The 22,433-nt window shown below is 64.3% G+C and carries 27 protein-coding genes; 21 read left to right on the top strand and 6 right to left on the bottom strand.

Going from position 1 to position 22,433, the window contains the following annotated elements; genetic code table 11:
* Window positions 1–46 precede the first annotated feature (46 nt).
* From soxX to D002_RS0111325, 15 genes are all read left to right on the top strand, one after another.
* On the top strand, window positions 47–763 hold the full coding sequence (gene soxX, locus D002_RS0111395; protein WP_026181682.1) for a sulfur oxidation c-type cytochrome SoxX: 717 nt from the start codon (window positions 47–49) through the stop codon (window positions 761–763).
* Between the two features lie 91 nt (window positions 764–854).
* Complete coding sequence (locus D002_RS0111390; RefSeq protein ID WP_018142055.1) at window positions 855–1,766, top strand: 23S rRNA (adenine(2030)-N(6))-methyltransferase RlmJ; 912 nt, start codon at window positions 855–857, stop codon at window positions 1,764–1,766.
* The gene (gene htpG / locus D002_RS0111385) at window positions 1,763–3,673 is read left to right on the top strand and encodes a molecular chaperone HtpG (RefSeq protein ID WP_018142054.1); all 1,911 of its coding nucleotides are present in this window, start codon (window positions 1,763–1,765) and stop codon (window positions 3,671–3,673) included. Before D002_RS0111390 ends, htpG begins: the two co-directional genes overlap by 4 nt.
* A gap of 117 nt (window positions 3,674–3,790) precedes the next feature.
* On the top strand, window positions 3,791–4,273 hold the full coding sequence (locus tag D002_RS0111380; protein WP_018142053.1) for a peptidylprolyl isomerase: 483 nt from the start codon (window positions 3,791–3,793) through the stop codon (window positions 4,271–4,273).
* 178 nt (window positions 4,274–4,451) lie between these two features.
* The gene (locus D002_RS13630; RefSeq protein WP_081610852.1) at window positions 4,452–4,715 is read left to right on the top strand and encodes a bacterioferritin-associated ferredoxin; all 264 of its coding nucleotides are present in this window, start codon (window positions 4,452–4,454) and stop codon (window positions 4,713–4,715) included.
* A gap of 186 nt (window positions 4,716–4,901) precedes the next feature.
* Window positions 4,902–5,633 carry a MotA/TolQ/ExbB proton channel family protein gene (locus D002_RS0111370; protein WP_018142052.1) on the top strand — a complete coding sequence of 244 codons (732 nt, stop codon included), beginning with the start codon at window positions 4,902–4,904 and terminating at the stop codon, window positions 5,631–5,633.
* Window positions 5,620–6,018, top strand: coding sequence for a biopolymer transporter ExbD (locus tag D002_RS0111365; RefSeq protein WP_018142051.1), 399 nt, complete (start codon window positions 5,620–5,622; stop codon window positions 6,016–6,018). The genes D002_RS0111370 and D002_RS0111365 overlap by 14 nt, the downstream gene beginning before the upstream one ends.
* Window positions 6,015–6,437, top strand: coding sequence for a biopolymer transporter ExbD (locus D002_RS0111360; protein WP_018142050.1), 423 nt, complete (start codon window positions 6,015–6,017; stop codon window positions 6,435–6,437). Before D002_RS0111365 ends, D002_RS0111360 begins: the two co-directional genes overlap by 4 nt.
* Complete coding sequence (locus tag D002_RS0111355; protein WP_018142049.1) at window positions 6,437–7,423, top strand: energy transducer TonB; 987 nt, start codon at window positions 6,437–6,439, stop codon at window positions 7,421–7,423. The genes D002_RS0111360 and D002_RS0111355 overlap by 1 nt, the downstream gene beginning before the upstream one ends.
* Window positions 7,424–7,444: 21 nt before the next feature.
* The gene (locus D002_RS0111350) at window positions 7,445–7,894 is read left to right on the top strand and encodes a hypothetical protein (RefSeq protein WP_018142048.1); all 450 of its coding nucleotides are present in this window, start codon (window positions 7,445–7,447) and stop codon (window positions 7,892–7,894) included.
* A gap of 233 nt (window positions 7,895–8,127) precedes the next feature.
* A complete protein-coding gene (bfr, locus tag D002_RS0111345; RefSeq protein ID WP_018142047.1) occupies window positions 8,128–8,604 on the top strand; it encodes a bacterioferritin in 477 nt (158 codons plus the stop codon).
* A gap of 45 nt (window positions 8,605–8,649) precedes the next feature.
* Window positions 8,650–8,856, top strand: coding sequence for a hemin uptake protein HemP (gene hemP, locus D002_RS0111340; RefSeq protein WP_018142046.1), 207 nt, complete (start codon window positions 8,650–8,652; stop codon window positions 8,854–8,856).
* Window positions 8,857–9,005: 149 nt separating this feature from the next.
* Window positions 9,006–11,342 carry a TonB-dependent siderophore receptor gene (locus D002_RS0111335; RefSeq protein ID WP_231362942.1) on the top strand — a complete coding sequence of 779 codons (2,337 nt, stop codon included), beginning with the start codon at window positions 9,006–9,008 and terminating at the stop codon, window positions 11,340–11,342.
* A 153-nt stretch (window positions 11,343–11,495) separates the two neighbouring features.
* Window positions 11,496–12,176: a Fe2+-dependent dioxygenase gene (locus tag D002_RS0111330; protein ID WP_018142044.1), complete on the top strand. Its 681-nt coding sequence runs from the start codon at window positions 11,496–11,498 to the stop codon at window positions 12,174–12,176.
* 207 nt (window positions 12,177–12,383) lie between these two features.
* Complete coding sequence (locus tag D002_RS0111325) at window positions 12,384–12,575, top strand: hypothetical protein (protein ID WP_018142043.1); 192 nt, start codon at window positions 12,384–12,386, stop codon at window positions 12,573–12,575.
* Window positions 12,576–12,645: 70 nt separating this feature from the next.
* Here D002_RS0111325 and D002_RS0111320 read toward each other — a convergent pair whose 3' ends face one another.
* A complete protein-coding gene (locus D002_RS0111320; RefSeq protein ID WP_018142042.1) occupies window positions 12,646–12,924 on the bottom strand; it encodes a hypothetical protein in 279 nt (92 codons plus the stop codon).
* Window positions 12,925–13,135: 211 nt separating this feature from the next.
* Between D002_RS0111320 and D002_RS0111315 the strand changes: the two genes are divergently transcribed.
* Complete coding sequence (locus D002_RS0111315; protein WP_026181681.1) at window positions 13,136–13,816, top strand: tetratricopeptide repeat protein; 681 nt, start codon at window positions 13,136–13,138, stop codon at window positions 13,814–13,816.
* A gap of 317 nt (window positions 13,817–14,133) precedes the next feature.
* On the opposite strand, the gene D002_RS0111310 is transcribed toward D002_RS0111315, so the two are convergent.
* From D002_RS0111310 to D002_RS0111300, 3 genes are all read right to left on the bottom strand, one after another.
* The gene (locus D002_RS0111310; RefSeq protein WP_018142040.1) at window positions 14,134–14,562 is read right to left on the bottom strand and encodes a hypothetical protein; all 429 of its coding nucleotides are present in this window, start codon (window positions 14,560–14,562) and stop codon (window positions 14,134–14,136) included.
* Window positions 14,563–14,593: 31 nt separating this feature from the next.
* A complete protein-coding gene (locus tag D002_RS0111305; RefSeq protein WP_018142039.1) occupies window positions 14,594–14,809 on the bottom strand; it encodes a hypothetical protein in 216 nt (71 codons plus the stop codon).
* A gap of 91 nt (window positions 14,810–14,900) precedes the next feature.
* The gene (locus D002_RS0111300; protein ID WP_018142038.1) at window positions 14,901–16,031 is read right to left on the bottom strand and encodes a hypothetical protein; all 1,131 of its coding nucleotides are present in this window, start codon (window positions 16,029–16,031) and stop codon (window positions 14,901–14,903) included.
* Between the two features lie 99 nt (window positions 16,032–16,130).
* Here D002_RS0111300 and D002_RS0111295 point away from each other — a divergent pair, with 99 nt between their 5' ends.
* The 3 genes from D002_RS0111295 to D002_RS0111285 are packed head-to-tail and all read left to right on the top strand — an operon-like array spanning window position 16,131 to window position 17,828.
* A complete protein-coding gene (locus D002_RS0111295; protein WP_026181680.1) occupies window positions 16,131–16,832 on the top strand; it encodes a hypothetical protein in 702 nt (233 codons plus the stop codon).
* Window positions 16,825–17,340 carry a YcgN family cysteine cluster protein gene (locus tag D002_RS0111290; protein WP_018142036.1) on the top strand — a complete coding sequence of 172 codons (516 nt, stop codon included), beginning with the start codon at window positions 16,825–16,827 and terminating at the stop codon, window positions 17,338–17,340. Before D002_RS0111295 ends, D002_RS0111290 begins: the two co-directional genes overlap by 8 nt.
* 2 nt (window positions 17,341–17,342) lie before the next feature.
* Window positions 17,343–17,828, top strand: coding sequence for a gamma-glutamylcyclotransferase (locus tag D002_RS0111285; RefSeq protein WP_018142035.1), 486 nt, complete (start codon window positions 17,343–17,345; stop codon window positions 17,826–17,828).
* A 103-nt stretch (window positions 17,829–17,931) separates the two neighbouring features.
* Here the strand turns inward: D002_RS0111285 and recN are convergent, their stop codons facing one another.
* Both recN and D002_RS0111275 read right to left on the bottom strand, forming a co-directional pair.
* Window positions 17,932–19,593 carry a DNA repair protein RecN gene (gene recN, locus D002_RS0111280; RefSeq protein ID WP_018142034.1) on the bottom strand — a complete coding sequence of 554 codons (1,662 nt, stop codon included), beginning with the start codon at window positions 19,591–19,593 and terminating at the stop codon, window positions 17,932–17,934.
* Between the two features lie 4 nt (window positions 19,594–19,597).
* The gene (locus D002_RS0111275; RefSeq protein WP_018142033.1) at window positions 19,598–20,476 is read right to left on the bottom strand and encodes an NAD(+) kinase; all 879 of its coding nucleotides are present in this window, start codon (window positions 20,474–20,476) and stop codon (window positions 19,598–19,600) included.
* A 141-nt stretch (window positions 20,477–20,617) separates the two neighbouring features.
* On the opposite strand from D002_RS0111275, the gene hrcA reads away from it, so the two are divergent.
* A complete protein-coding gene (hrcA, locus tag D002_RS0111270) occupies window positions 20,618–21,676 on the top strand; it encodes a heat-inducible transcriptional repressor HrcA (RefSeq protein WP_018142032.1) in 1,059 nt (352 codons plus the stop codon).
* A gap of 121 nt (window positions 21,677–21,797) precedes the next feature.
* The gene (grpE, locus tag D002_RS0111265; RefSeq protein ID WP_018142031.1) at window positions 21,798–22,376 is read left to right on the top strand and encodes a nucleotide exchange factor GrpE; all 579 of its coding nucleotides are present in this window, start codon (window positions 21,798–21,800) and stop codon (window positions 22,374–22,376) included.
* Window positions 22,377–22,433 lie beyond the last annotated feature (57 nt).

Below are 22,433 nucleotides of genomic sequence, written 5' to 3'. Positions count from 1 at the left end.
GTTCGGAAAGAAGCGGCAGCAGCCGACGCAAGAGGAGATTTCAGGGATGCTCAACAAGACGAGACTTGGGGCAGGCTTGGCCATTCTGGCTTCCGCCGTTCTAGTTACGGGTTGCGACGGACTGGGCGATGGATGGGACCGATTGACCGGCTGGATGGGTGATTCCGACCGTGAGGTCGACATAACGGCGATGAGCGCCGAAGAATTAGCAGACTACCTCGTGCTTGAGACGAATAGTTACCGTTTCGAGCAGGAGGCACAGGAAGGTGGGACGGCACGCGACCGCATGACGCAAGACGGCATTCAGGCCGCTTGCTCGTTCGAGGGCGCACCGGATTCCGATACCGCGGGCGAGGTAATCGCCATGGCCCGCGAAAGCTATCAGGAACCCCCAGGTGGCCCGCGACTAGGTAACTGGCGCCGCGGCGCCGAGCTGGCACGGTCTGGATTTGGGTACCGACTCGGCCACAACAACGATGACCACAGTCAGCGCGAGGTGGGCGGCAACTGTTATGCCTGTCACCAGATGGATCCGTCCGAAGAGCTCTACGGCACGCTGGGCCCAAGTCTCGCGGGCTATGGTTCGACGCGAGGTTCGGATAGTGCGGTGGTGAATTACGTACACCAGGTGGTGTCGAACCCGCACCAGTATTTCCCGTGCACGATCATGCCCCGGTTCGGGCGCAATAACTTCCTGGACGAGGAACAGATCGCGCACATCATGGCGTATCTGCTGGACCCGGAATCGCCGGTTAACCAGTAAACCAGTCACACGGTCGAGGGCGGTCCAGATGGGCTACCCTTCTTCAGCCACCACGGGTCCGTTCGTGGTGGCTTTTTGTTTCTGAGGGCCCATGTCCACCAGATATCAACACGACGTTCACGCCGGCAACTTTGCCGACGTACACAAGCACTTGCTGCTGTGGCAGGTCCTGGACTCGTTGCGGGGTCGCGACAAACCCTTTGTCGCGATCGATTTGCATGCTGGCGCCGGGGGCTACAGCCTGAGCAGTGCACGGGCCCGGCAGACGGACGAGGCCGCATCGGGGATTGGCCGGTTGTGGTCATGCGCCGGATCGTTGCCGCCCATCGTTGAGGATTATTTGTCGGCCCTGCGGGATTTGCAGCCGAATCCGCCGCAGCTGGCCGAATACTTCGGTTCACCGTTGTTGATTCAGGCACGTCTACGGGAGCGGGATCAGCTCATTGCCTGCGAGCAGAATCCGGAAACGCAGGCGCGTCTAAAGGGCCGATTGACCGAGGACGCTCGCTGCCACGTGCACCGACGCGATGCCCGCGAGGCCGCGACTGCGCTCTTCCCTCCGGAGCCACGGCGCGGCCTCGTTCTGCTGGATCCACCCTACCAGCGCAAGACGGAATATCGCGAGGTGGTGGCGATGGTCCAGTCCATTCGCCAGCGCTGGAATACCGGAACGATCCTCATCTGGTACCCCGTCGTCGCCGGGCGTCCGGATCACGCGATGCGCGAACAGCTGCGCGCCGAGCTGGACGACCCGTGGTTAGTCAGCGAACTGCGTATCGCCCCGGACCCGGAACGCCATCGCGGGCTGGCTGGCTCGGGGATGCTCGTGCTGCGGCCACCGTGGCAACTGGAGACCCTCCTTGCGGAGACGCTATTGCCGGTCTGGCGGCTGCTCGACCCCGAGGGAGCGGGTGGGCTGTATCAGGCGAGCGCCCTTGAAAACGGAGCGGGTGACCCTACCTTGCGTCGTGTCGAGACCATTTTAGGGAAGAGCAGGCCATGAGCGAGACCCAGACCGACCCGAAAACCGAGACCCGCCGCTTCGAGACCGAGGTCAGCCAGCTCCTGCAGCTGATGATTCACTCGCTGTACTCGAATCGCGAGATCTTTCTGCGCGAGCTGATCTCCAACGGCGCCGATGCCTGCGACAAGCTGCGCTTCGAGGCCCTGGCCCAGCCCGACGCGATTCCGCAGCCGGCCGAGCTGGCGATCGATGTCGAGGTCGACACGGACGCACGCAGCGTAACCGTGCGCGACAACGGGATCGGCATGTCGCGTGACGAAGTCGTTGAACACATCGGCACCATCGCGCGTTCCGGCACCAAGGCATTCCTCGAAAAATTGACGGGCGATCAGAAAAAGGACTCGCAGCTCATCGGCCAGTTCGGGGTTGGCTTCTACTCGTCGTTTATCGTCGCGGACCATGTGCGCCTGGAGACACGTCGCGCCGGTAGCGAAGCCGACGCAGGCACGCGCTGGGAATCGCGCGGTGATGGCGAATACACCATTACGCCGTGCGAGCGTGCCGCGCCCGGTACCGAGATCACCCTGACGTTGAAGGAAGACGCCGACGAGTTCCTGGAGGCGGTCCGTCTGCGCCACATCATCGGTCGCTATTCCGATCATGTGGCCTTCCCCATCCGCATGCGCAAGCAGGATGACGAGGGTAACCCCACGGATGACTGGGAGACGGTGAACCGCGCCAGCGCCCTGTGGACGCGGTCGAAGAGCGAGGTCAGCGACGAGGAATACCGCGAGTTCTACAAGCATGTCGCACACGACTTCGATGACCCGACTGCCTGGACCCACAACCACGTGGAAGGGCGGCAGGAATACACCACACTTTTTTATATCCCGAAGCGCGCGCCGTTCGACCTGTGGGATCGCGATGCCCGCCACGGGGTAAAGCTCTACGTGAAGCGTGTGTTCATCATGGATGATGCGGAGAAGCTCCTGCCCAACTACCTGCGTTTCGTGCGCGGGGTGGTGGACTCGGCCGACCTGCCACTGAACGTCTCCCGTGAGATCCTGCAGGACAACCGCCTGGTCGACTCGATCCGCTCGGGCTCGGTGAAAAAGATCCTCGGCCTGATGCAGTCGATTGCCGACAATGAGCCGGAGAAATACGCCGAGATCTGGCAGAACTTCGGGCGCGTGCTGAAGGAGGGCCCCGGGGAGGACTACGCCAACCAGGAGGCGATCGCCAAGTTGCTGCGCTTCGCCAGCACCCATAACAGCGATGACACCCAGAATGTCGCCCTGGCGGATTACATCGCGCGCATGAAGGAGGGGCAGGAGGCGATCTATCTGATCACCGCCGACAATGCCTCTGCCGCACGCAACAGCCCGCACCTGGAGATCTTCCGCAAGCACGGGATCGAGGTCCTGCTGCTATCGGATCGGGTGGACGAGTGGTTGCTCTCCCACCTGCGCGAGTTCGACGGCAAGCCGTTGAAGAACGTCGCCAAGGGTGACCTGGACCTCGACAAGATCATCGGCGAGGACGCCGAGCAGAAGAACGAGACCGGGGAATCGGCTGCTGACGAGGACCTGGGCGATCTGCCCGAGCGCCTGCAGCAGGCCCTGGGCGATCGTGTCGACAGCGTGCGCGCGTCGCGGCGGCTGGTGGAATCCCCGGCCTGCATTGTGCTCGGCGAGCACGAGATGGCGCTGTACCTGCAGGAGTTGCTCAAGCAGGCTGGCCAGGACACCTTCTCAAGCAAGCCCGTCCTGGAGGTCAACCCGGGGCATCCGCTGGTGGAGCGCCTGAAAGTGGCCGAGGGCGATGATTTCAACGACCTTGCCTCGTTGCTGTTCGATCAGTCCCTGCTGGCTGAGGGTGGGCAGCTGGAAGATCCGAGCGGCTTCGTGGCCCGCCTGAACCGGCTTTTGCTGCAAAAGGCCGCCTGACAAGCGACATCCCTCCGTCGGTGCGCGGTTGAAACCGCGTGCGCGGCGGGGCAGACCTGACGTGGGGTCACGTTCCGCGTTACCCTTGTATGTTCATGTATTAAGAGGGCGAAGCCCATGCAAGTCGCGCAAAACGCCGTGGTGGCCATCCACTACACCCTGACCAACGACGCTGGCGAGAAGATCGACAGCTCCGAAGGCCGCGAGCCGTTGGCCTACCTGCACGGGAATGGTCAGCTCGTCCCGGGTCTGGAGCGAGAGCTCGAAGGCAAGGCCGCGGGTGACAAGGTCCAGGCCAAGGTTGCCCCGGCAGAAGGCTATGGCGAGAAGATCGATGCCATGGTCCAGGAAATCCCGATGGATGCGTTCCAGGGGGTCGAATCCGTGGAGCCGGGGATGCAGTTCCAGGCGCAGACCGAGAATGGCCCGCTGACTGTCACCGTGACCAAGGTTGAGGGCGACACCGCGACGGTGGATGGCAACCATCCGCTGGCGGGCGAGACCCTGAACTTCGACGTCGAGATCGTCGAAGTCCGCGAGGCCTCCGCCGAAGAGCTGGAGCACGGCCACGCCCATGGCGAAGGCGGTCACCAGCACTAGGACGGGTTGTGGGCGGGCATGCCGCCTGCCACGCCGTTCTTCCAGGCCCCGCTTCTGCGGGGCCTTTTTATTGTCGGTACGAGAGTTCGTACAGGCCTAAGAGTGCTAATGGTGTTGCAAACCATTCTCAATCACCGTATCGTCCTTTCCCAACATACGAGTCAGGTTGAGGAAGGCGATGATCGTCTGCATCTGCAAGTCTGTACGCGAACGGGACATCCGGGAACTGGTCGATTCCAGTCAGGAAGGTCTCCGCATGCGGGATCTACGTGAGCGCTTGGGCGTGAGCTCGGAATGCGGCAAGTGCGCCCGGCGTGCGCATTGCCTGTTGCAGGGGTGCGCGAACGAAGCGGCTCGGCACACTCGAGAGGATGCCCCTGGTGGTAATCTCGCGGTCAGTCTTGACCCTGCGTCACTGCCCGAGTCGGCGGTGGGGTTGTAAGCTACGGCGCTTGCGCACGGGTTACGTGCGGCGGGTGGGGCCGCTTGTTTGCGGGCGTCAGTTGCCCAATCCATCGAGAAACTCGTAAAGACTATCCAGCTACTGCGCTGCTCTCCACGTGAGCGCGTGGATGTCCGCTCTGGCGCGACACTGGGTGCAATTGTTGAGTGCTTTCGGAGTTAATACATGAATTTCGAAGAATGGGTCCCATCGGAGCGTCTGGCAGGGTTTCTGGACGCCGGCGGGCCTGTCGTCCTGATTTTGTTGGGCGCGTCCGTGGTCGCGTTGGCCTTCGTGTTGGTCAAGGTCTGGCAGCTATGGCGATTGCAAGTAACCAACGTGCGCCCGGCCGAGGAAGCGCTGGAGCGCTTTCACCAGGGCGATATCGAAGGCGCGATTCAGTGCGCGGACGCCTCGCCGAATCCGGCCGCGGGAGCCGTGTCCCTAGGCATCCGAGGGCTCCACAACGGGGTGCCAGAGGCCGTCGTGCGCGAGGAAGTCGTGCGTTATGGCAATGGCATGATCCAGTCTCTGCGCCAGGGTTTGCGACCCCTCGAGGTGATCGGCGCACTGGCGCCTCTGCTGGGTCTTCTGGGGACAGTTATGGGCATGATTCGGGCATTTCAGGCATTGGAAGAGGCCGGCAGCCAGGTGGATCCCGCAGTGCTTTCCGGGGGTATATGGGAGGCGTTGCTGACCACGGCGGTTGGACTTGCGGTGGCGATCCCGGTGGTCGCGGCCCTCAACTGGCTGGAGACCCGCGTCGAGCGCGTGGCCCATCGCATGGATGATGCGGTCACCCGGCTGTTCACGGGCGGGCTTTATCCCTCGGTCGGCTCGTCCGCGTCGGCTCGCAAACCCTCGGCCAAGGATGCCGGAGAGGGCAGCCAGCCCCGAACGGCCGATGCTGGACACTAATCGTCCCCGCCGGCGTAACTTGATCAGCCTGACTCCGCTGATCGACGTCGTCTTCATCCTGCTCATCTTCTTCATGCTGGCCTCGAGCTTTCTGGATTGGCGTGCAGTGCAGCTTGAGGCCCCCGCCGAGGCTGGGGGGGCTGGCTCGATGGAGGGCGCGATGCTGGTCGAGATCCGCCCGGAAGGCTTGCGGATGGGTGGCCAGGTGATCGCGGAGGGTGAGCTAGGTGACCAGATTCGAGCGCGCGTGCGGGAAGACGCCGATACGCGTGTGCTGGTAATGCCTGCAGCCGGCGTGAGCATGCAGGACACGGTCAATGTGCTGGAAGGACTCTCCGCCGTTGGTGCGCGCAATCTCTCCGTGATTCGGGATGGGCGCCCATGATCGGACAACGCCGCCACTTTCATGTCGCGCATCGCCCGCGCAACGATGACGAGAGCATCCTGCCGCTGATCAACATCGTCTTCCTGCTGTTGATTTTTTTCATGGTGGCCGGTCAGTTGAGCGCGATCGATCCGTTCGAGGTCGAGCCGGTGGAATCGGCGGTTGATGGTCAGCCTGGGCCGGATCAGTTCATGGTCATTGTCGGTACCGATGGCCGTCTTGCGGTTAATCAGGACGAGACCGACATCGACGGCATGATGGCCCTGGTGCGCGAACATCTGGAACGTCATGGCGAATCGGCGCGCGTGAGGGTCAAGGCGGATGGGCGTGCGGAGGCGGTTGAGGTGGTGGGCGTACTGGAGCGCCTGCGCGAGGTCGGGGTCGAGCGGATTGACCTGCTGACGGTGCCGGAGGCCTGATGCAGCCCACGTTCCGACATTGGGTGGCCGCCCTCGTGCTGGCCGTCGCGCTGCACATGCTGGTTGCTGCGGCATTGCTGCTGCGCGAGCCACCCGCGGGCGCCGAGGATGCCGGTGTAGGCGGCCTGGAGATCTCCATGGCTGCGGCTGGGGGTGCTCCCGAGGTCATGCCCGCAGAGGCGGCGGAAACCGCTGAAGAAGCCGAACCGGTGGAGCCGGAGGTGCCCGAGGCGGTGGAGGCCGAGCCCGTGGAACCGGAAACGGCCGAGCCGGTAGAGCCGGAACAACAGCCGGTGGAAGAGGCCGAGGTCGTCGAACCCGAACCCGAACCCGAACCCGAACCCGAACCCGAACCCGAACCCGAACCCGAACCCGAACCCGAACCCGAACCCGAACCCGAACCCGAGCCCGAACCCGAACCCGAACCCGAACCCGAACCCGAACCCGAACCCGAACCCGAACCCGAACCCGAGCCTGAGCCTGAGCCTGAGCCGGAACCGGAACCGGAACCGGAACCGGAACCGGAACCGGAACCGGAACCGGAGGTGGCCGAGTCCGAAGCCGATCCTTCCGACGAGACGGATGAGGCTGCGGAGCCCGGCGACAGCGCCGACGTCGAGACACCGGCCGATGAACAAGGCGCCGCCGATGCCGAAGCCGGCGACAGCCCATCCGACGCAGCGGGTGGTGGGGCGCCAGGCGCGGATCCGGACTATCTGGCCGAATTGCAGGCGTGGATCGAACGCCACAAGAGTTATCCGCGGCAGGCCCAGCGGCGGCGACTGGAGGGAACGGCCTCGGTCTGGCTGCATCTGGACCGCGACGGGAACGTAATCGAATATCGGATCGACGACAGTTCCGGCAGCCGCATTCTCGACCGCGCGGTCGAGGACATGGTCGAGCGGGCAGATCCGTTCCCGGCCCCGAGTACGATCGGCCGTGATGAGTTCGAGCTCGTGGTGCCGGTTACATTTTCCGTGCGTTAAGGATGTATTGAAGGAGGTCTCATGCGTATGCGGGACAAAGCTCTCGGCACTTTGACAGTGCTTCTGCTGATGCTCGGTCTACCAGGCGCAGCCGGTGCGGACGACCCCGCTCCCGACGATTCTGTCGCGATCGGCGTGCAACTGAACAAGCTCGAAACCGACGGGGACGACTGCCGCGCAAACCTGGTGCTGGAGAACGGTCTGGATGATGCCCTGGAGTCGTTCCAGCTGGACCTGGTGGTGTTCGACGAGGACGGGATTATTCATCGACGCACCGTGGTCGAGATGGCCCCGTTGCGGGCGGGAAGTACCGCGGTTCGGGCCTTTCGCATGACGGACACGGCCTGCGATCGTGTCGGACGCATCCTGGTCAACGACATCGCCGCCTGCGAGGGGCCGGAGGGCGCGATCGAGGGCTGCGCCGATCAGGTCCAGGTCGAGAGCCTGGCGGATGTGCCGCTGATCCGATAGTGCCTACCCCGCCCGACTGCCCGGCCGGTTCGGCGTTCGCCGCTAATTTTATGGCAAACGGGGTTGCAAATCGTTCGCATTACCGATATCGTTTGGATCGCGTTGAGGGCGTTCTTGCATCCCGGCGGAGTCGGGCGGGATAGTGGGGTGGTCCCCTGGGTGCGGCGGGGGGCCACCGTCAATCAACCCGTTGATCCAAAAAAAGATCAAGGACTTATTCCAGGAGAGTCGAGATGCAAGGCGATAAGGACGTAATCCGTTTCCTCAACCAGGCCCTCAAGGGCGAACTGACCGCGATCAACCAGTACTTCCTCCACTCCCGCATGTTCAAGGACTGGGGGTTGGAGAAGCTGGCCGCGGCCGAATACGAAGAATCGATCGACGAGATGAAGCACGCGGACGAACTGATCAACCGCATCCTGTTTCTCGAAGGTCTGCCCAATTTGCAGGATCTGGGCACCCTGAATATTGGGGAGAACACTCGCGAGATTCTCGAGGCCGACCTGGCGCTCGAGCATGAGGGGGCCCCTGTTTATCGCGAGGCGATCGCTCATTGCGAGAAGGTCCGGGACTACGTGACCCGGGATCTGCTCCAGAAAATCCTCGACAGCGAGGAAAGCCATATCGACTGGCTGGAGACCCAGTTGCAGCTTATCGATCGTATCGGTTTGCAGAACTACGAACAGAGCCAGGCGAGCTCCGCGTCGTAATCGTTTCGAGTGCGACCGCCCCTCGGGGCGGTCGGGGAGGCAAGCATGAATTCCAGCGAAGGCGGGCGCATCCCGGCATCTACCGAGTCTTCTTCGGTGCGCCCGGGGCGGCATGACTGTCCTGTCGGCACGCCGCGGGAGGTTGCCTCGAGTGAGTTGCTACGCGATGCCGACCGCCTGTTCATCCGCCATGAAGGGCAGTGCTACACCCTTCGGGTGACCTCCAGCAAGAAGTTGATCCTTACCAAGTAAGACCAGCATCACATCGGCCGTGGTCAACGCCACGGCGCTCGCCAGCCAGGGGAGCCGCTCCCTCAGCCAGCCATTTTGTTGTCATTCGAACTACGGCATCTCACCGGTCGTAACGGTGTGTTTGTCGTGCAAACTGAGGGGAGATAGTAATGGCTCGAAAGAACGCAGTGGGGCGCAGCGGCGCGGTTTCACAAGGATCCGCAAGCGGTGCGGGTGTATGGCAACGGCGGGCGATTGTGCTGGCGATACTGGGCATGGCCGGCGCGCCCGTCGCCCATGCCGATGAGCCAGAAGAAACCGGCGCCGCGGAACTGGATCCGGTGCTGATCGATTTTCGTGGCGAGCGGATGAGCAGCCCGAAATACAGCCGGGATCTGCAGGATACCCCCCGGATTATTACGATCCTCTCCAGCGATCTGCTGGAAGAACAGAACGTGACCGAGCTGCGTGATGCCATGCGCAACGTGTCCGGAATCAGTCTGCAGGCCGGGGAGGGGAACCCGCCGGGTGGGGATCAGTTGAAGATCCGTGGCTTCAATGCGCGTGACGACATCAACGTCGACGGGTTCCGGGATCTGGGCAATTACTTCCGCGATCCGTTCTATGTCGACCAGATCGAGGTTATCAAGGGGCCGAACTCGGCCTTTTCCGGGCGTGGCTCCGCGGGTGGGACAATCAATTTCGTCACCAAGAAACCCATGCTGGAGGACCGAAATCGCATCGAGACCTCGGTGGGGACCGACTCCTACTTCCGTTCCACCGGCGATTTCAACAAGGTCATCGACGACAACAGCGCCTTTCGTATCAACCTGATGACGCACTCCCAGGATGTCCCGGGACGCGATGTCGTGGACCAGCGTCGTCACGGATTCTTCGGTGCCTACACCTGGGGCTTCCAGAGCGACACCATGGTGGAGGTCAACTATCTGCATACGCGACAGAACAACACCCCGGACCAGGGGATTCCCCTGGACCGCGAAGGTTTTTCGGGTGATACATCCGAGCTGACCGAGAACAACAATTCGCGGACGCCGGGCGGCCAGCGCGCGGGTGATGGCTATTACACCGGCAAGTTGCCCCCGGGGCTGGACTATTCCAACTACTACGGCCACACGGACGACCACCAGAAGATCGACGTCGATCAGATTGGCGTGGTGGTCGACCATATGTTCAGCGACCAGGTCAGCTGGCGTAACCAAGTCCGCTACAGCCGGGTCTCCAACGATTCCATTACGTCCTCGCCGCGCATCAAGATCCCGGAAGATGTCTGGGGCAGTGGAGATTGGGACGCGGCCGAGGTTCAGGGCGATTTGAAACCCCGTGACCAAAGGGATGAATCCATCTTCGTGCAGTCGGACCTGCTGCTGAATTTCGATACGGGCCCGCTGACGCATGACCTGGTGCTGGGGACCGAGTTTGGCTACGTAGATATCGAGAACCGGCGCCGACCGGACGTCAGCGGGCCGCGCACGGATCTGTACAACCCGAGCCGACGGACGCGCCCGAACGTGCCGTACGACGGTACGCGCCATCGCCTGGAATCCGAGCAGGCCGCGGTGTATGCGCTCAACACCATTGCGCTTTCGCCGCAATGGGATCTGCACGGTGGGTTGCGTTACGACCACGTAAAATCCACGGCCACCGACTACGGCTGGGATGACCCGATTGGCCCGATCTCGCGGACCGATCGCGAGTGGAGCTACAACCTCGGGGTGGTCTACAAGCCGGTCCCGGAGGGTTCGATCTACGCGTCCTACGGCAACTCGTTCGACGTGACCGGGACCTTCGATCGTGGTCTGGTCCAGTTGGCGGGGGGTGGCACCGGTCAGCCGCGCGGCGAGGACATCGTCGATCTCGATGCCTTCGACACCGATCCCGAAGAGACCCGTGCCTTCGAGATCGGCACCAAGTGGCAGGTGCTGGACGGCCTGAGTGTGAATGCGGCGGTCTTCCAGACGGAAAAGACCAACGCGCGTACCCCGGCCCAGGGCGGAGGGGATCTGCTGGATGTCCTGGAAGGCCGGCAGCGGATCCGCGGGTTCGAGCTCAACGCGGTGGGCCGTCTCACCCCGGAATGGAACCTGTACGGCAGCTACACTTACCTGGGTGAAGCCAAGGTCCTGCGTTCCAACAACCCCTGGGAAGAGGGTGAACGTCTGGGTGGTACGCCGAAGAACTCGTTGGCGCTCTACACGACCTATGACATTACGCCTCGCTGGACCGTTGGCGGGGGGCTGGAGTACGTCTCAGGTCAGGTCAACAATGTGCCCAACGAGCCGGGTTCGCGCAGGCGCCAGGTCGAGATCGACTCGTACACGATCTTTAACGCTTCGGCGTCCTATCGCATCACCAACAACGCCCAGATCCGCATGAACGTGTACAACCTGACCGACGAGGACTACATCTCGCAGCTGGCCGAGGGTGGTGCACAGGGGATCCCCGGCGCCGGCCGCCAGGCCATCGCGACCTTCCGCTACGACTTCTAGTGGCGCAGGGTCCGGAGGCAGGGGCCATGATCGGGGTTTGCCTGGTATGGCCACTGCTTCGGGATTGTCATCAGGCCGCTCGATTCGGAAGCGGCCAGCAAGCCGGCGCCATCAATGCGCCGGCGTTTTTGTCGTTCGAGGGGAGGGACTAATGTGCTGGTGACCATCGACAACGTGCTGCAGCAAGATGAACTGGATGCGCTACGCGAGGGCCTGCGTCAGGCGGACTGGGCCACGGGGGTCAGTGCCGGGCCCCAGGCACGAATGGTGAAGAAAAACTTGCAGATCCCCGAGGGTGACCCGCGTTTGCAGGATATGCGGACCACGGTGATGCGTGCCCTGAACCGCAGCGACACGCTGCTGAGTGCCGCGCTTCCATTCAAGATCCTGCCGCCCAATTTCAATCGTTACACAGGGGAGACCAACCGTTACGGCCTGCACACGGACAGCACACTGCGCCCGCTGCCGGATGGCAGTTACCTGCGCACCGACATCTCGGCCACGCTGTTCCTGTCGGATCCCGACGAGTACGAAGGCGGCGAGCTGACGATCGAGGACCTCTACGGCGTTCACCAGGTCAAGCTGGCTGCAGGCAGCCTGGTCGTCTATCCCTCCGGTTCCATTCACGAAGTGCGACCGGTCACCCGCGGCGAGCGCCTGGCCTGTTACATGTTTATGCAGAGCCTGGTGAAGGATACGGAGCAGCGTCGGCACCTGTACGAGATGGACACTGCGTTGCGGGGTTTGCGCGGGCGTCATGGGGAGGAAGACACGGATCTGGTTCGATTGACCGGGCTGTACAACAACCTCCTGCGCCGCTGGTCCGAATGCTGACCGAACACCGAAGCCATTGAGTAGGCCTACTCGTGATTGCGGGATTCAAAATACGTCACAAAACCGGGGCCCGGTCGCCGATTAGCGTGATCGTTCGGGGCCGTTGCCGGTCCAAGTGCCCGAGTCCAGTAAGCGGCGGTCCTCGACAGAGGTCGCCGAATGGGCTATTTGCGAGAAGGATCCATTTTCCGGTAAAGGAGCGAACCGATGCTCAATAAATCTCGACTGACGATCTTCCTGATGGCGTTGTTGTTGGCGCTGGGTGGTGCAAGCCTCGCTGGCTGCGACAACCAAGGCCCGGCCGAAGAGGCGGGCGAAGATATCGATGACGCCATGGACGATGCGGGTGATTCGATGGAAGATGCGGGTGAAGAGATGGAAGACACCTTCAGCGACTGATAGGTCTCTCCCAGGAAAGCCCCGGCACGCAACGCGTGTCGGGGCTTTTTTTTACGCGTCTGGGCGGGGCTCAGAGGTTATCGTCACCCTCGGGTTCCAGGGAGCCGCCCTGTTCGTCCATGCCGTCGTCTGTTGGGGGTTGTTGCTGCATCCCGCCTTCTTCCGGCGGCTGTTGCATGTCACCTTCCGGAGGCGGGGTGCTCTGCATGCCGCCTTCACCACCCTCGGGCTGTTCCTGCATCTGTTGTTCCTCGAACTCTTCCATGCCCATGTCGCCATCGGAACAGCCCATCAGGAATACGAAGGGGGCAATGGCCATGGCGGCCAGGATCTTGGTGGAATGCTTCATGGAAACTCCTGTCCATTTGGGTAAAGGTGAACGGTATAGAGGCGTTCACTCCTCGGGACAGAACTAACGGCGCCAGAGTTTCCGGTACTTCGTCACAGTTTTTTCGGAGACGCCCGCTGTTCGTGCGACGCATCACGCCTCGGCGTGCGGTTTGTCGACGCCCTTGGGATGCCTCGCTAAAGTGAAGCCGGACAATCTCGGACCGGACATGATGGCGCAACCTTCCTCAATCGATTCCTTGCTTGATCAGGCGCGAGATGCCTGGAACCAGGGTCAACATGACACCGCGATGACGCTTTGGCGTCAGGGCGCAGAGGGCGGTGACCCCCAGTGCGCCTATAACCTGGGGGTGCTGCTGGACGAGGGCCAGTTTCTCCCGCGCGATCCGGTGGAGGCTGCTCAGTGGTACCAGCGCGCGGCCGAGGAAGGCTTTCCGGATGCGGCCTTCAACCTGGCCGTGTTGTTCGAGCAGGGCGATGGTGTACCGGCGAATCCCAACGAGGCCGCGCGTTGGTTCCATATCGCGGCGGAACGCGGCAATGCCCAGGCGATGTTCAACCTCGGTGTCAAATACGACGAAGGACAAGGCCTGCCTCAGGACTCCGAACAGGCCGCGCAGTGGTACCTGGTCGCGGCCGAGGCGGGTGAAGGCCGGGGCGCGGCCAACCTCGGGCGTTTGTTCGCGATGGGCGAGGGCGTCGAGCGTTCCGATGTCTCGGCGTTCAAGTGGTATGCCATTGCCGCCGAGATGGGCGTGGCCAGCGCCGCCCGCCACCGCGAGCGCGTCGCCCGCGAATTGAGCCCTGATGAACGTCTGCATGCGGGCGAGCGCGCCCAGGAATGGCTGCAAAACCAGGCACAGGCAAAGCCGCCCGCACCGCGTCTGCAGTAGCCGCCACTCAAGCCAGATGGTCAAACGCCTCGGACGCGGCTACAAGGGCTATGCTCCGATACGGAAACACTCAAGGTTTTCGCGCAGATCGCCGCGGCGCGCCTCGCGATGACGGGGTTGTTCGGCGCCGAGGGGTGTTCGGCATTGCGGCGACGGGGATGTGGCCCGGGCCCCCGGGATTCAGGGCGATGCGCCACACACCTCCCAATGCCCTTCTTCTAATCTCTCCGCCTTCCTGTAATCCGCTCTTTCTTGCCCTTCTTCGTGCCTTCGTGAGCTTCGTGGTGAACAAGCCCTTGACCTTGATCAGCCGAGGGCTAGATCACCACGTTCAGTTCGCGGCGGGGCTCTTCCGTGGGGCCGGCCAGGCTGACGGCTAGCTCGACACGGCGGCGCAGGGCTTCGACCCCGCCGCCGCCCAGCACCCCACCATCGGAGGGTGCGGCCGGCTCGTCGCCGTTGCGGAAGGCTTCGATCTGGGCCGCGACGCGGGCGCGCGAGGCCATTTCTTGTTCCGAGCGGGGCGGGAAACTCAGGCCCTGGTCTTGTTCGGCATCCCCGCCGCGGTTTTCTTCCTGTTCGGCGCGATCCTCGATCGGCCGCCGGGCCTCGCCGGCCTCGGGGTCGTTCAGTGGGCGCTCGAATTCTGCCGGGGTGGACAGCTGCCCCAGGCCCAGCCGATCGCTGCCGGTCGGGCGCGTGCCGATCGGTACCGCAGCTGAGGGGTTGCTAACCGGGACTTCCATCGTATGCCTCGACGAGCCTCCTGGTGGGGGGTTAGGCGCGCACGTCCAAAAGCGAGCCGATCATGCGGTCTTCGGCCTGCAGGGTCTTCACCGAGGCCTCGACCTGGTTTTGGCTCGCGATCATGCCAACCTGGGCGCCTGTGCTTTCCCGGCTGCCGGCCTGTTCGGTCGCAACCGTATGGGCCTGTTGGCGCAGGCTGGTCACACCATTCTGGATGCCCTTCAGGGCGGCGCTGCCGTCGATCATGGATCCATACTCGCTTGTGCGTCGCTCGAATCGTATGACCCGATTATAGATCAATTAGTTGCATTTCACCTGCGGCGAAGGGCGGGGCGCCTCAGGTGCGTCGGAGGCAGGACTCCAGGTGCTCGCGAACGGCTGCGCGCGCATGCGCCTGGCGAGCCTGCCATTCGTCGAGGCGTTGGCGGCGGGCCTCATGGTCGATGCCTTCGTCCAGGCGCGCCAGCACTTCGGCGGCCACCGCCTCGGGGTCTTCGCCGCGCGCCACCAGCCCAGTGTGCTCGGCGGCCATACGCAGGCGAGTGGCTGCATCCGGATGCCGCTCATGGGCCGCCGGGCCACAGATTACGGCGCTGCCGCAGGCGAGTGGAAGACCCAGGTCTGGCGGCGTCTCGCTGGCGGCCAGGGTCCCGCCGGGCAGCGTGATATCGGCGCAGGTGTAGGCTGCACGCAGGGTCTCGGGGTCTTCGATGTAGTACACCCGGTTCTTGCGCGGGACGAAGGAGGTCATGAAGCGGTTGTGACGGATGATCGGCAGTGAGTACTTGATTGCATCGCGATACACCGGTTCGTGCCGTTCGGGGTCGGCGGGAGCGAGCAACAGGATGGCCGCCGTCTTGCGCAGCACCGCGAACAGCACGGCGAAGGCGAATGCCTCCTCACCCGGCCCGGTGTTCGGGGCCAGCAGGATGGGATGGCCCTTCTCGTGGTATTCGCGGAAGCGTTCGCAAAAGGCGTCATCTCCCCCCGGGGCTGCGGGAAGGTCCACGGCGCCGGCAATTGGGTCCCCAATCACCTGGGCGATGTCAGTGGGCGTTGCACCCGCACGCGTCGTGAACACCGCGCTCCATTCGGCGCCCTCGGGGCCCGGCCCCTCGGCGTTGATCCAGATGCAGGGTGCCTGGATCGACATCAGGACGTGCCCCAGGGCGGCGATGTCCTGACTCCCCAGGACCAGCACGGCGCGGGGGCTCAGTCGTGCGAGGCGGGAGGCTGCCAGGTCTGGGGTCATGGCCAAGGCCGGGAGACTGGCCACCAGGCCCTCGACCTCGCGGTCATGGCCGCAATCGGTGGCGCCCAGGGCCACGGGGCCGACCTGGTTTGCCAGCTCGTGCAGCCAGTCGGTGGCTGCTTGCAGGGTGGCCCCTGGCGCCAGGATCAGAATGCGCCCACGGCTGTCGTCGGGGACGGAGCGGGCGGTGATCCAGGCTGACAAACGTGCGAACATGGCGGGCTGTTATCCGGTGGGCAGTAAGCGGCGCATTATACGAGCCGGTGTGCCGCGCCCGCCATGTCCGGGCTTTACGTCTTCAAGGGGAATCGCGCGATGCACTTACGCTGGATCATCGGGTTGGTGGCGATGGCGGTCATTATGGCTCTTGCGATGTGGGTCTATTCCAATCCGGGCGGGACGCGCACCCAGCAGTTCTCCGATCTGCCCTGGCAGATCGAGGTCGGTGATCGCCAGCGCACGCGGGTCATGGGGATCGTCCTTGGCGAGACCACGATGGCCGATATGATGGGCCGTCTGCCGGTGCCGGATATCCGCCTGTTCGTGGATGCCGACGGCTCGCGCTCGGTGGAGGCCTACTACTCGAACGCGCGTATCCCGCCGTTCGAGGCCAACCTGATCCTGCGCCCAGACCTGGACGAGGCGGCGCTGGACCGGATCGAGTCGGAGACGACCTCCGTGCGTCCGATGCCCAGCGGCGCCCGTCGCTACGGCCTCAGTGATGATGCCCTGACGTCGCTCGGCAATGTGCCGGTCGTCGAGATGAGCTACATCCCGCGAGCGCATTGGACTGAGGATGTGATCACCCAGCGTTTCGGCGAGCCGCGCGAACGCATGCGTATCGATTCCGATCACAGCTACTGGCTTTACCCCGAGTACGGGCTGGCCATTCTGGTCCCGCGGCGCGGCCGTGTGTTGATGCATTACGTCACCCAGGCACGCTGGGGGCAGACGGTAGAGCGCCTGCACGATGAGGGCCGTCGCCGTCTGGGCGAGGATCACGGGGATCATGAGTGAGCAACGCGCCCCGGGCCCGGACCGGCCATTCTGGGAGCGTCCCCTCGACACGCTGACGCATGTCGAGTGGGAGGCGCTCTGCGATGGTTGCGGGCGTTGTTGCCTGCATAAGTTGGAGGACGAGGACTCGGGCGAGCTGGCCTTCACCTGGCTGGCCTGTGATCTGCTGGATTGCGAAAGTGGCTACTGCTCGAACTACGAAAACCGCCGTGAGTTCGTACCGGATTGCATCCAGCTCACCCTCGAAGACCTGTCGCAGTACAACTGGCTACCGCCGACCTGCGCCTACCGGCTGCGCTTCGAGGGCAAGCCACTGCCCGCATGGCATCCCCTTCTCAGCGGCGATCCGGACAGCGTGCGCGCGGCGAGGGTCTCGGTGGCCGGTCGCGTGATCGGCGAGAGCGTGGCGCCCGATTTGCCGCTGATCGACTACGTGGTGGACTGGCCGGGACAGGAGCCGGAATCGGCTCGTCGCTGGACCCCAATGGTTCGCCAGCCGCAGGAGTAGCCGTGTCGCGGGTGGTGGACCTGTTCGTTTACGGCACGCTCAAGCGTGGCTTGGCGAATCACCGCGCGTTCTGCGCCGAGGCCGTGCGCATCCAGCCCGCGACGATCATCGGGCGGTTGTATCACCTGCCTGTGGGCTATCCGGCCGTGCAGATCCCGCCAAGCCAGGTCCTGCTGGAAGCTAGCCCCGACCCGGCGCGCGACGCGGGCCGACAGCACCGACCCCCTAAGCCTGCGTCTCCCGAGGCTCCGGAGGCCCACTGGGGTGCCATCCACGGCGAGTGGATTCGCCTGCCCGATCCTGCGCGGACCCTGCCGCCGGTGGACACCCTTGAAGGCGTGCGCCCCGATGGCCGCGGGGAGTACCGCCGGGCGCTGGTGTCGGCTCGAACCGAGGGTGGCCCGAGAGCCTTGTGGGTGTACTGGATGCCGCAGTTGCCATCTGGCGCGCGTTACCTTCCCGAAGGGACATGGCCGCCAAACGCCTGACCCGGTCGTGGCGCTTACCGCGTTCCCTCTTGATCCCGGCCGCCGGTGAACGGTGCGTCTCGCTTCCCTCGACCGCACCCTGAAACGCCGAAACAGGGCCTTCCTACCCGGCGGCGGCGAGGAGTTCGCGGGCGTGGGTCCGGGTGGTCTCGGTGAGCTGACTCCCACCGATCAGGCGCGCCAGGGCCTCCACACGGTGCTCGTCGTCCAGGGGCTGGATCGCGGTGCGGGTCCCGTTCTCGGCGTGGGTCTTTTGCACCTCCAACTGGTGATGCGCCTGCGCGGCGACCTGGGCCAGGTGGGTGACGCAGAGGACCTGATGGCGCTCGCCGAGGGTCCGCAGTTTGCGCCCAACCACCTCGGCCACCGCGCCGCTGATGCCGCTGTCCACCTCGTCAAAGATCAGGGTGGGCACGGTCTGTTGCTGACTGGCCAGAACCTGAAGGGCCAGGCCGATGCGCGAGAGCTCGCCGCCGGAGGCGACCTTGGCCATCGGCTGCGGTGCGCTGCCCGGGTTCGCGGCCACGCGGAACTCGATCTGGTCGAGACCGTGCGCCTGCGGCTTGTCGGCGGGTTCGATGCCGATCTCGAAGTGGCCGCCGGCCATGCCCAGTTCCTGCATGGTGTCGGTGACTGCCTGGCCGATGTGCTCTGCCGCGTGCTGGCGGGCTTGGGTAAGTGCCGTAGCGGCGGTGTCGAAGGCGCTGCGGGTCTCCTGTTCGCGCGCCTCCAGCGCCTCTACGGTCTGGCCGCCGTTCTCGAGGGCGTCCAACTCCGCCTGGAGTTCGTCGTACAGGCCTGGCAGGGTCTCGGGGTCTACGTGGTGCTTGCGCGCCAGGCGCAGGTATTCGCTGACCCGGGTGTCCAGCTCGGCCAGGCGCTCCGGGTCCAGCTCGACGCTGTCCGCGAGGCGTCGCAGGGTGTCGCCGGCCTCGTCGATCTGGATGCGGGCGGACTCCAATAGTTCGACTGCCGGCTGGATCCGTTCGTCATGTTGCACGGCATCCTGCAGGGCATGCAGGACCTGACTGAGCTGGGTGTCCAGCCCGCTGTCGTCCTCGATCTGCTGGCTGGCCGTTTGCAGGGCGGTCAGGACTTCGGTGCCGTGGGCGAGCTGGTTTTGCTCGCTCAGGAGCCGTGGGTACTCGTCGGCGACCGGCGCCAGTTCGGCCAGCTCGCCGGTCTGGAAGCGCAGCAGGTCGAGACGGTCGGAGGTGTCGGCCTGGGCCTCGCGTGCCTGTTCCAGCGCCCGGGCGGCCTCGCGCCAGGCGCGGTAGGCATCGCGCACGGTCGCGACCGGGTGGCCCTCGAGAAAGCCGTCCAGCCAGTGGCGTTGGGTGTCGCGCTGCAACAACTGCTGGTGGGCATGCTGGCCATGGATGTCCACCAGCCATTCGCCCAAGGTGCGTAACTGGCCAACGGCGACCGGGCGTCCGTTGATCCAGGCGCGGCTCTTGCCCTGGCGGGTGAGGACCCGGCGCAGAAGCACGTGGTCGTCCTCGTCGGCGCCCAGCTCCTGTTCGGCCAGCCAGGCGGTGGCCGGGCCCTCGTCGGGCAGGGCGAATTCCGCGGAGAGATCGGCCTGCTCGGCGCCCTCGCGCACCATGCCGGCGTCCGCGCGGTCGCCCAGCAGCTGCCCGATCACGTCGATCAGGATGGACTTGCCGGCCCCGGTCTCGCCGGTCAGGGCGCTCAGGCCCGTGTCCAGCTCCAGTTCCAGCTGGTCGATGATCGCGAAGTCGTGGATGCTGATCAGGCGCAGCATGAGATCAGGGTTGCTCGCCCCAGCGCAGCTTGGTGCGAAGCACGCGCAGGAAGTGATGTTCGCGGGGATGGATCAGCGTCAGCGCTTGCTCGCGGCGGTGGATGCGGAGCAGGTCGCCGGGGGCAAAATCCACGTTCTCCTGGCCGTCCAGTGCGATCTGGGCCGGCGAGCGGCTGCCACTGGACAGTCGGATCTCGATGGTGGAGCGACCGCTGACGACCAGCGGGCGATGGTTCAGGCTGTGCGGGCAGACCGGTACGAGCACCATCGCGTCCAGCTGTGGGGTCAGGATCGGCCCTCCGGCGGACAGGGCGTAGGCGGTGGAGCCGGTTGGGGTGGCCACCACCAGACCGTCGGCGCGCAGACGGCCGACATCCATGCCGTCGATGGCGGTGTCGAATTCGATGATGCGCACCACGCTCAGCACGTGCAGGACCACATCGTTCAGGGCGATGCCGCGGTGGATGGTGACACCGTCGCGGATTAGTTCCGCCTCCAGCATCGCGCGCGGTTCGCGCTCGAAGGCCCCATCGAGGACCTCGCCCAGCTCCTCGGGGGCCGTGTCGGGGGAGACGTCCACCAGGAAACCCAGTCGACCCAGGTTGATCCCCAGCAGCGGCGTGTCGGCGTCGGCCACCTCGCGGGCGGTGGCCAGCAAGGTCCCGTCGCCACCAATCACGATCAGCAGATCGACCGCCTGGGCCAGCTCTTCCAGGGGCAGCAGGTCGACGTGGCCCGGGCGCTCGAAGCCGTCGATCTCCTGTTCCATGAAGACCTGGCGTCCGCGTTCCTGCAGCAGGCCCACCAGCGTCGCGACCAGCGGCGCGGTGCGCGAATCGCTGGTCTTGCCGACCAGTCCGACCTTGTTGAAGTCTGGCATCATGCCGGCATTATCCGGAAAAGGGCCCGCGACTGCATCCGGGGTTTACAGGGACACATTAATCGGTGTTTCCCTTGACGTACTTCCGGCACCATCCAAGACTGTACCTTTGTAGCACTCGACCGAGTGGAGCGCTGACGATCCATGGAAAACGCAACGATCAATCTGGACGCCAGGGCCCGCACCCTGCTGCGGACCCTGATCGAGAGCTATATCCGGGATGGTCAGCCCGTCGGATCGCGCACCCTGGCCCGAACCTCCGGGCTGAGCGTGAGTGCCGCCACTGTGCGCAACGTGATGGCGGATCTCGAGGATATGGGGTTGATCCACTCGCCACACACCTCGGCCGGTCGTATTCCCACACCGGCCGGTTACCGGTTGTTCGTCGACAGCCTGCTGGAGGTGCGTAACCCGTCGCCGGAGGACATCCGTGCGATCCAGTCCGGGTTCGACCCGAATGCCAGCACCCAGGACCTGATGGATGCCACCAGTAACCTGCTCTCGAGGGTCACCCGCATGGCCGGGATGGTGCGTCTGCCTCGGCATCGCAACGTGGCGCTCAGTCAGATCGAGTTTCTGCGTCTCGGCGAGGGCCGCGTCCTCGCGATCCTGGTGATTGATGGTAAAGAGGTGCAAAACCGGGTCCTGGAGCTGGAGCGTGACTTCGACCAGGACGAGTTGCAGCGCATGGCGAACTACCTGAACGCCCATCTGGCCGGGAAGAGCCTGCATACGGTGCGGGCTGAACTCCTGCGCGAAATGCGCGAAGTGCGCGACGACCTCGACGCGATGATGCTGGCCGCGATCGACCTGGGCGAGAAGGCGGTCGGCGACGAAGATCCGGACGACGTGGTCGTGGCCGGCCAGACGCATCTGCTCGGCTACGAGGAGCTGGCGGATATGGCACGCCTGCGCCAGTTGCTGGAGGCCTTCAACGAGAAACAGGAGATCCTTGGCATCCTCGACCAGTGCATCCGCAGCGACCGAGTGCAGATCTTTATCGGTCGCGAATCAGGGCTCGACTGGTTCGAGAACTGTTCGGTGGTAACCGCTCCCTACAGCGTGGATGGTGAAGTGGTCGGCGTGCTGGGGGTCATTGGGCCCACGCGCATGTCCTATGACCGGGTGATCCCGATTGTGGATGTGACCGCCCGGTTGCTCGGTTCGGCGCTGGGCGATCCGGCCAACGATGCGAAGAAGTAGTTCCGCGCCCTTGAAACCACTACGCGTGCCCCCAAACTTCCGCTAGACAACCCGAATTCACCCTGCCTGCCGGTCGTACACCGGGCGGGCGGTCCCATTTTTTTCGATTCGCGAGGCCATCATGTCCGAACAGCGGGAACCCCAGGAACAGCCGGAAGAGCTCGAGAGCCGACACGAAGAGTCGCCCAGTGCCGATAGTAAGGGCGACGGCGGCACGGACGATCGGCTGCAGGAGCTTGAGGCCCTGGCCGAAGAGCGCCGCGATCAGGCCCTGCGCGCGCAGGCGGAACTGGAGAATCAGCGCCGGCGTTTCGAGCGAGAGCTGGAGAACGCGCACAAGTACGCGATGGAGAAGTTTGCCTCCGAGATGCTGGAGGTGTGCGACTCGCTGGAGATGGGCCTGCAGGCCGCGCGCGAGTCCAAGGATGTCGAGCGCATCATCGAGGGCGCCGAGCTGACCCTGAAGAATCTGACCCGCGTGTTCGAGAAGTTCGGCATCCAGTCCGAAGACCCGACCGGCCAGCGTTTCGACCCGGAACGCCACCAGGCGATGTCCATGCAGGAAGATCCGGAAAACCCGCCGAATACCGTGGTCGCCACCATGCAGAAGGGCTTCCTGCTGCAGGGCCGTGTATTGCGCCCGGCCATGGTGGTGGTCTCCAAGGCGCCGACCTCTCCGAATATTGACGAGAGCGCCTGACGCCGTGTTTCCGGGACGGGTTTCGGGGATATCGACACGGTCCCCTTGAAAACCCGG

It is taken from the genome of Thioalkalivibrio sp. ALJ7 (assembly GCF_000376865.1).
GTDB lineage: Bacteria > Pseudomonadota > Gammaproteobacteria > Ectothiorhodospirales > Ectothiorhodospiraceae > Thioalkalivibrio.
The sequence above is the reverse complement of the archived record's forward strand: the minus strand, read 5'-3'. Positions and strand labels throughout refer to the sequence as shown.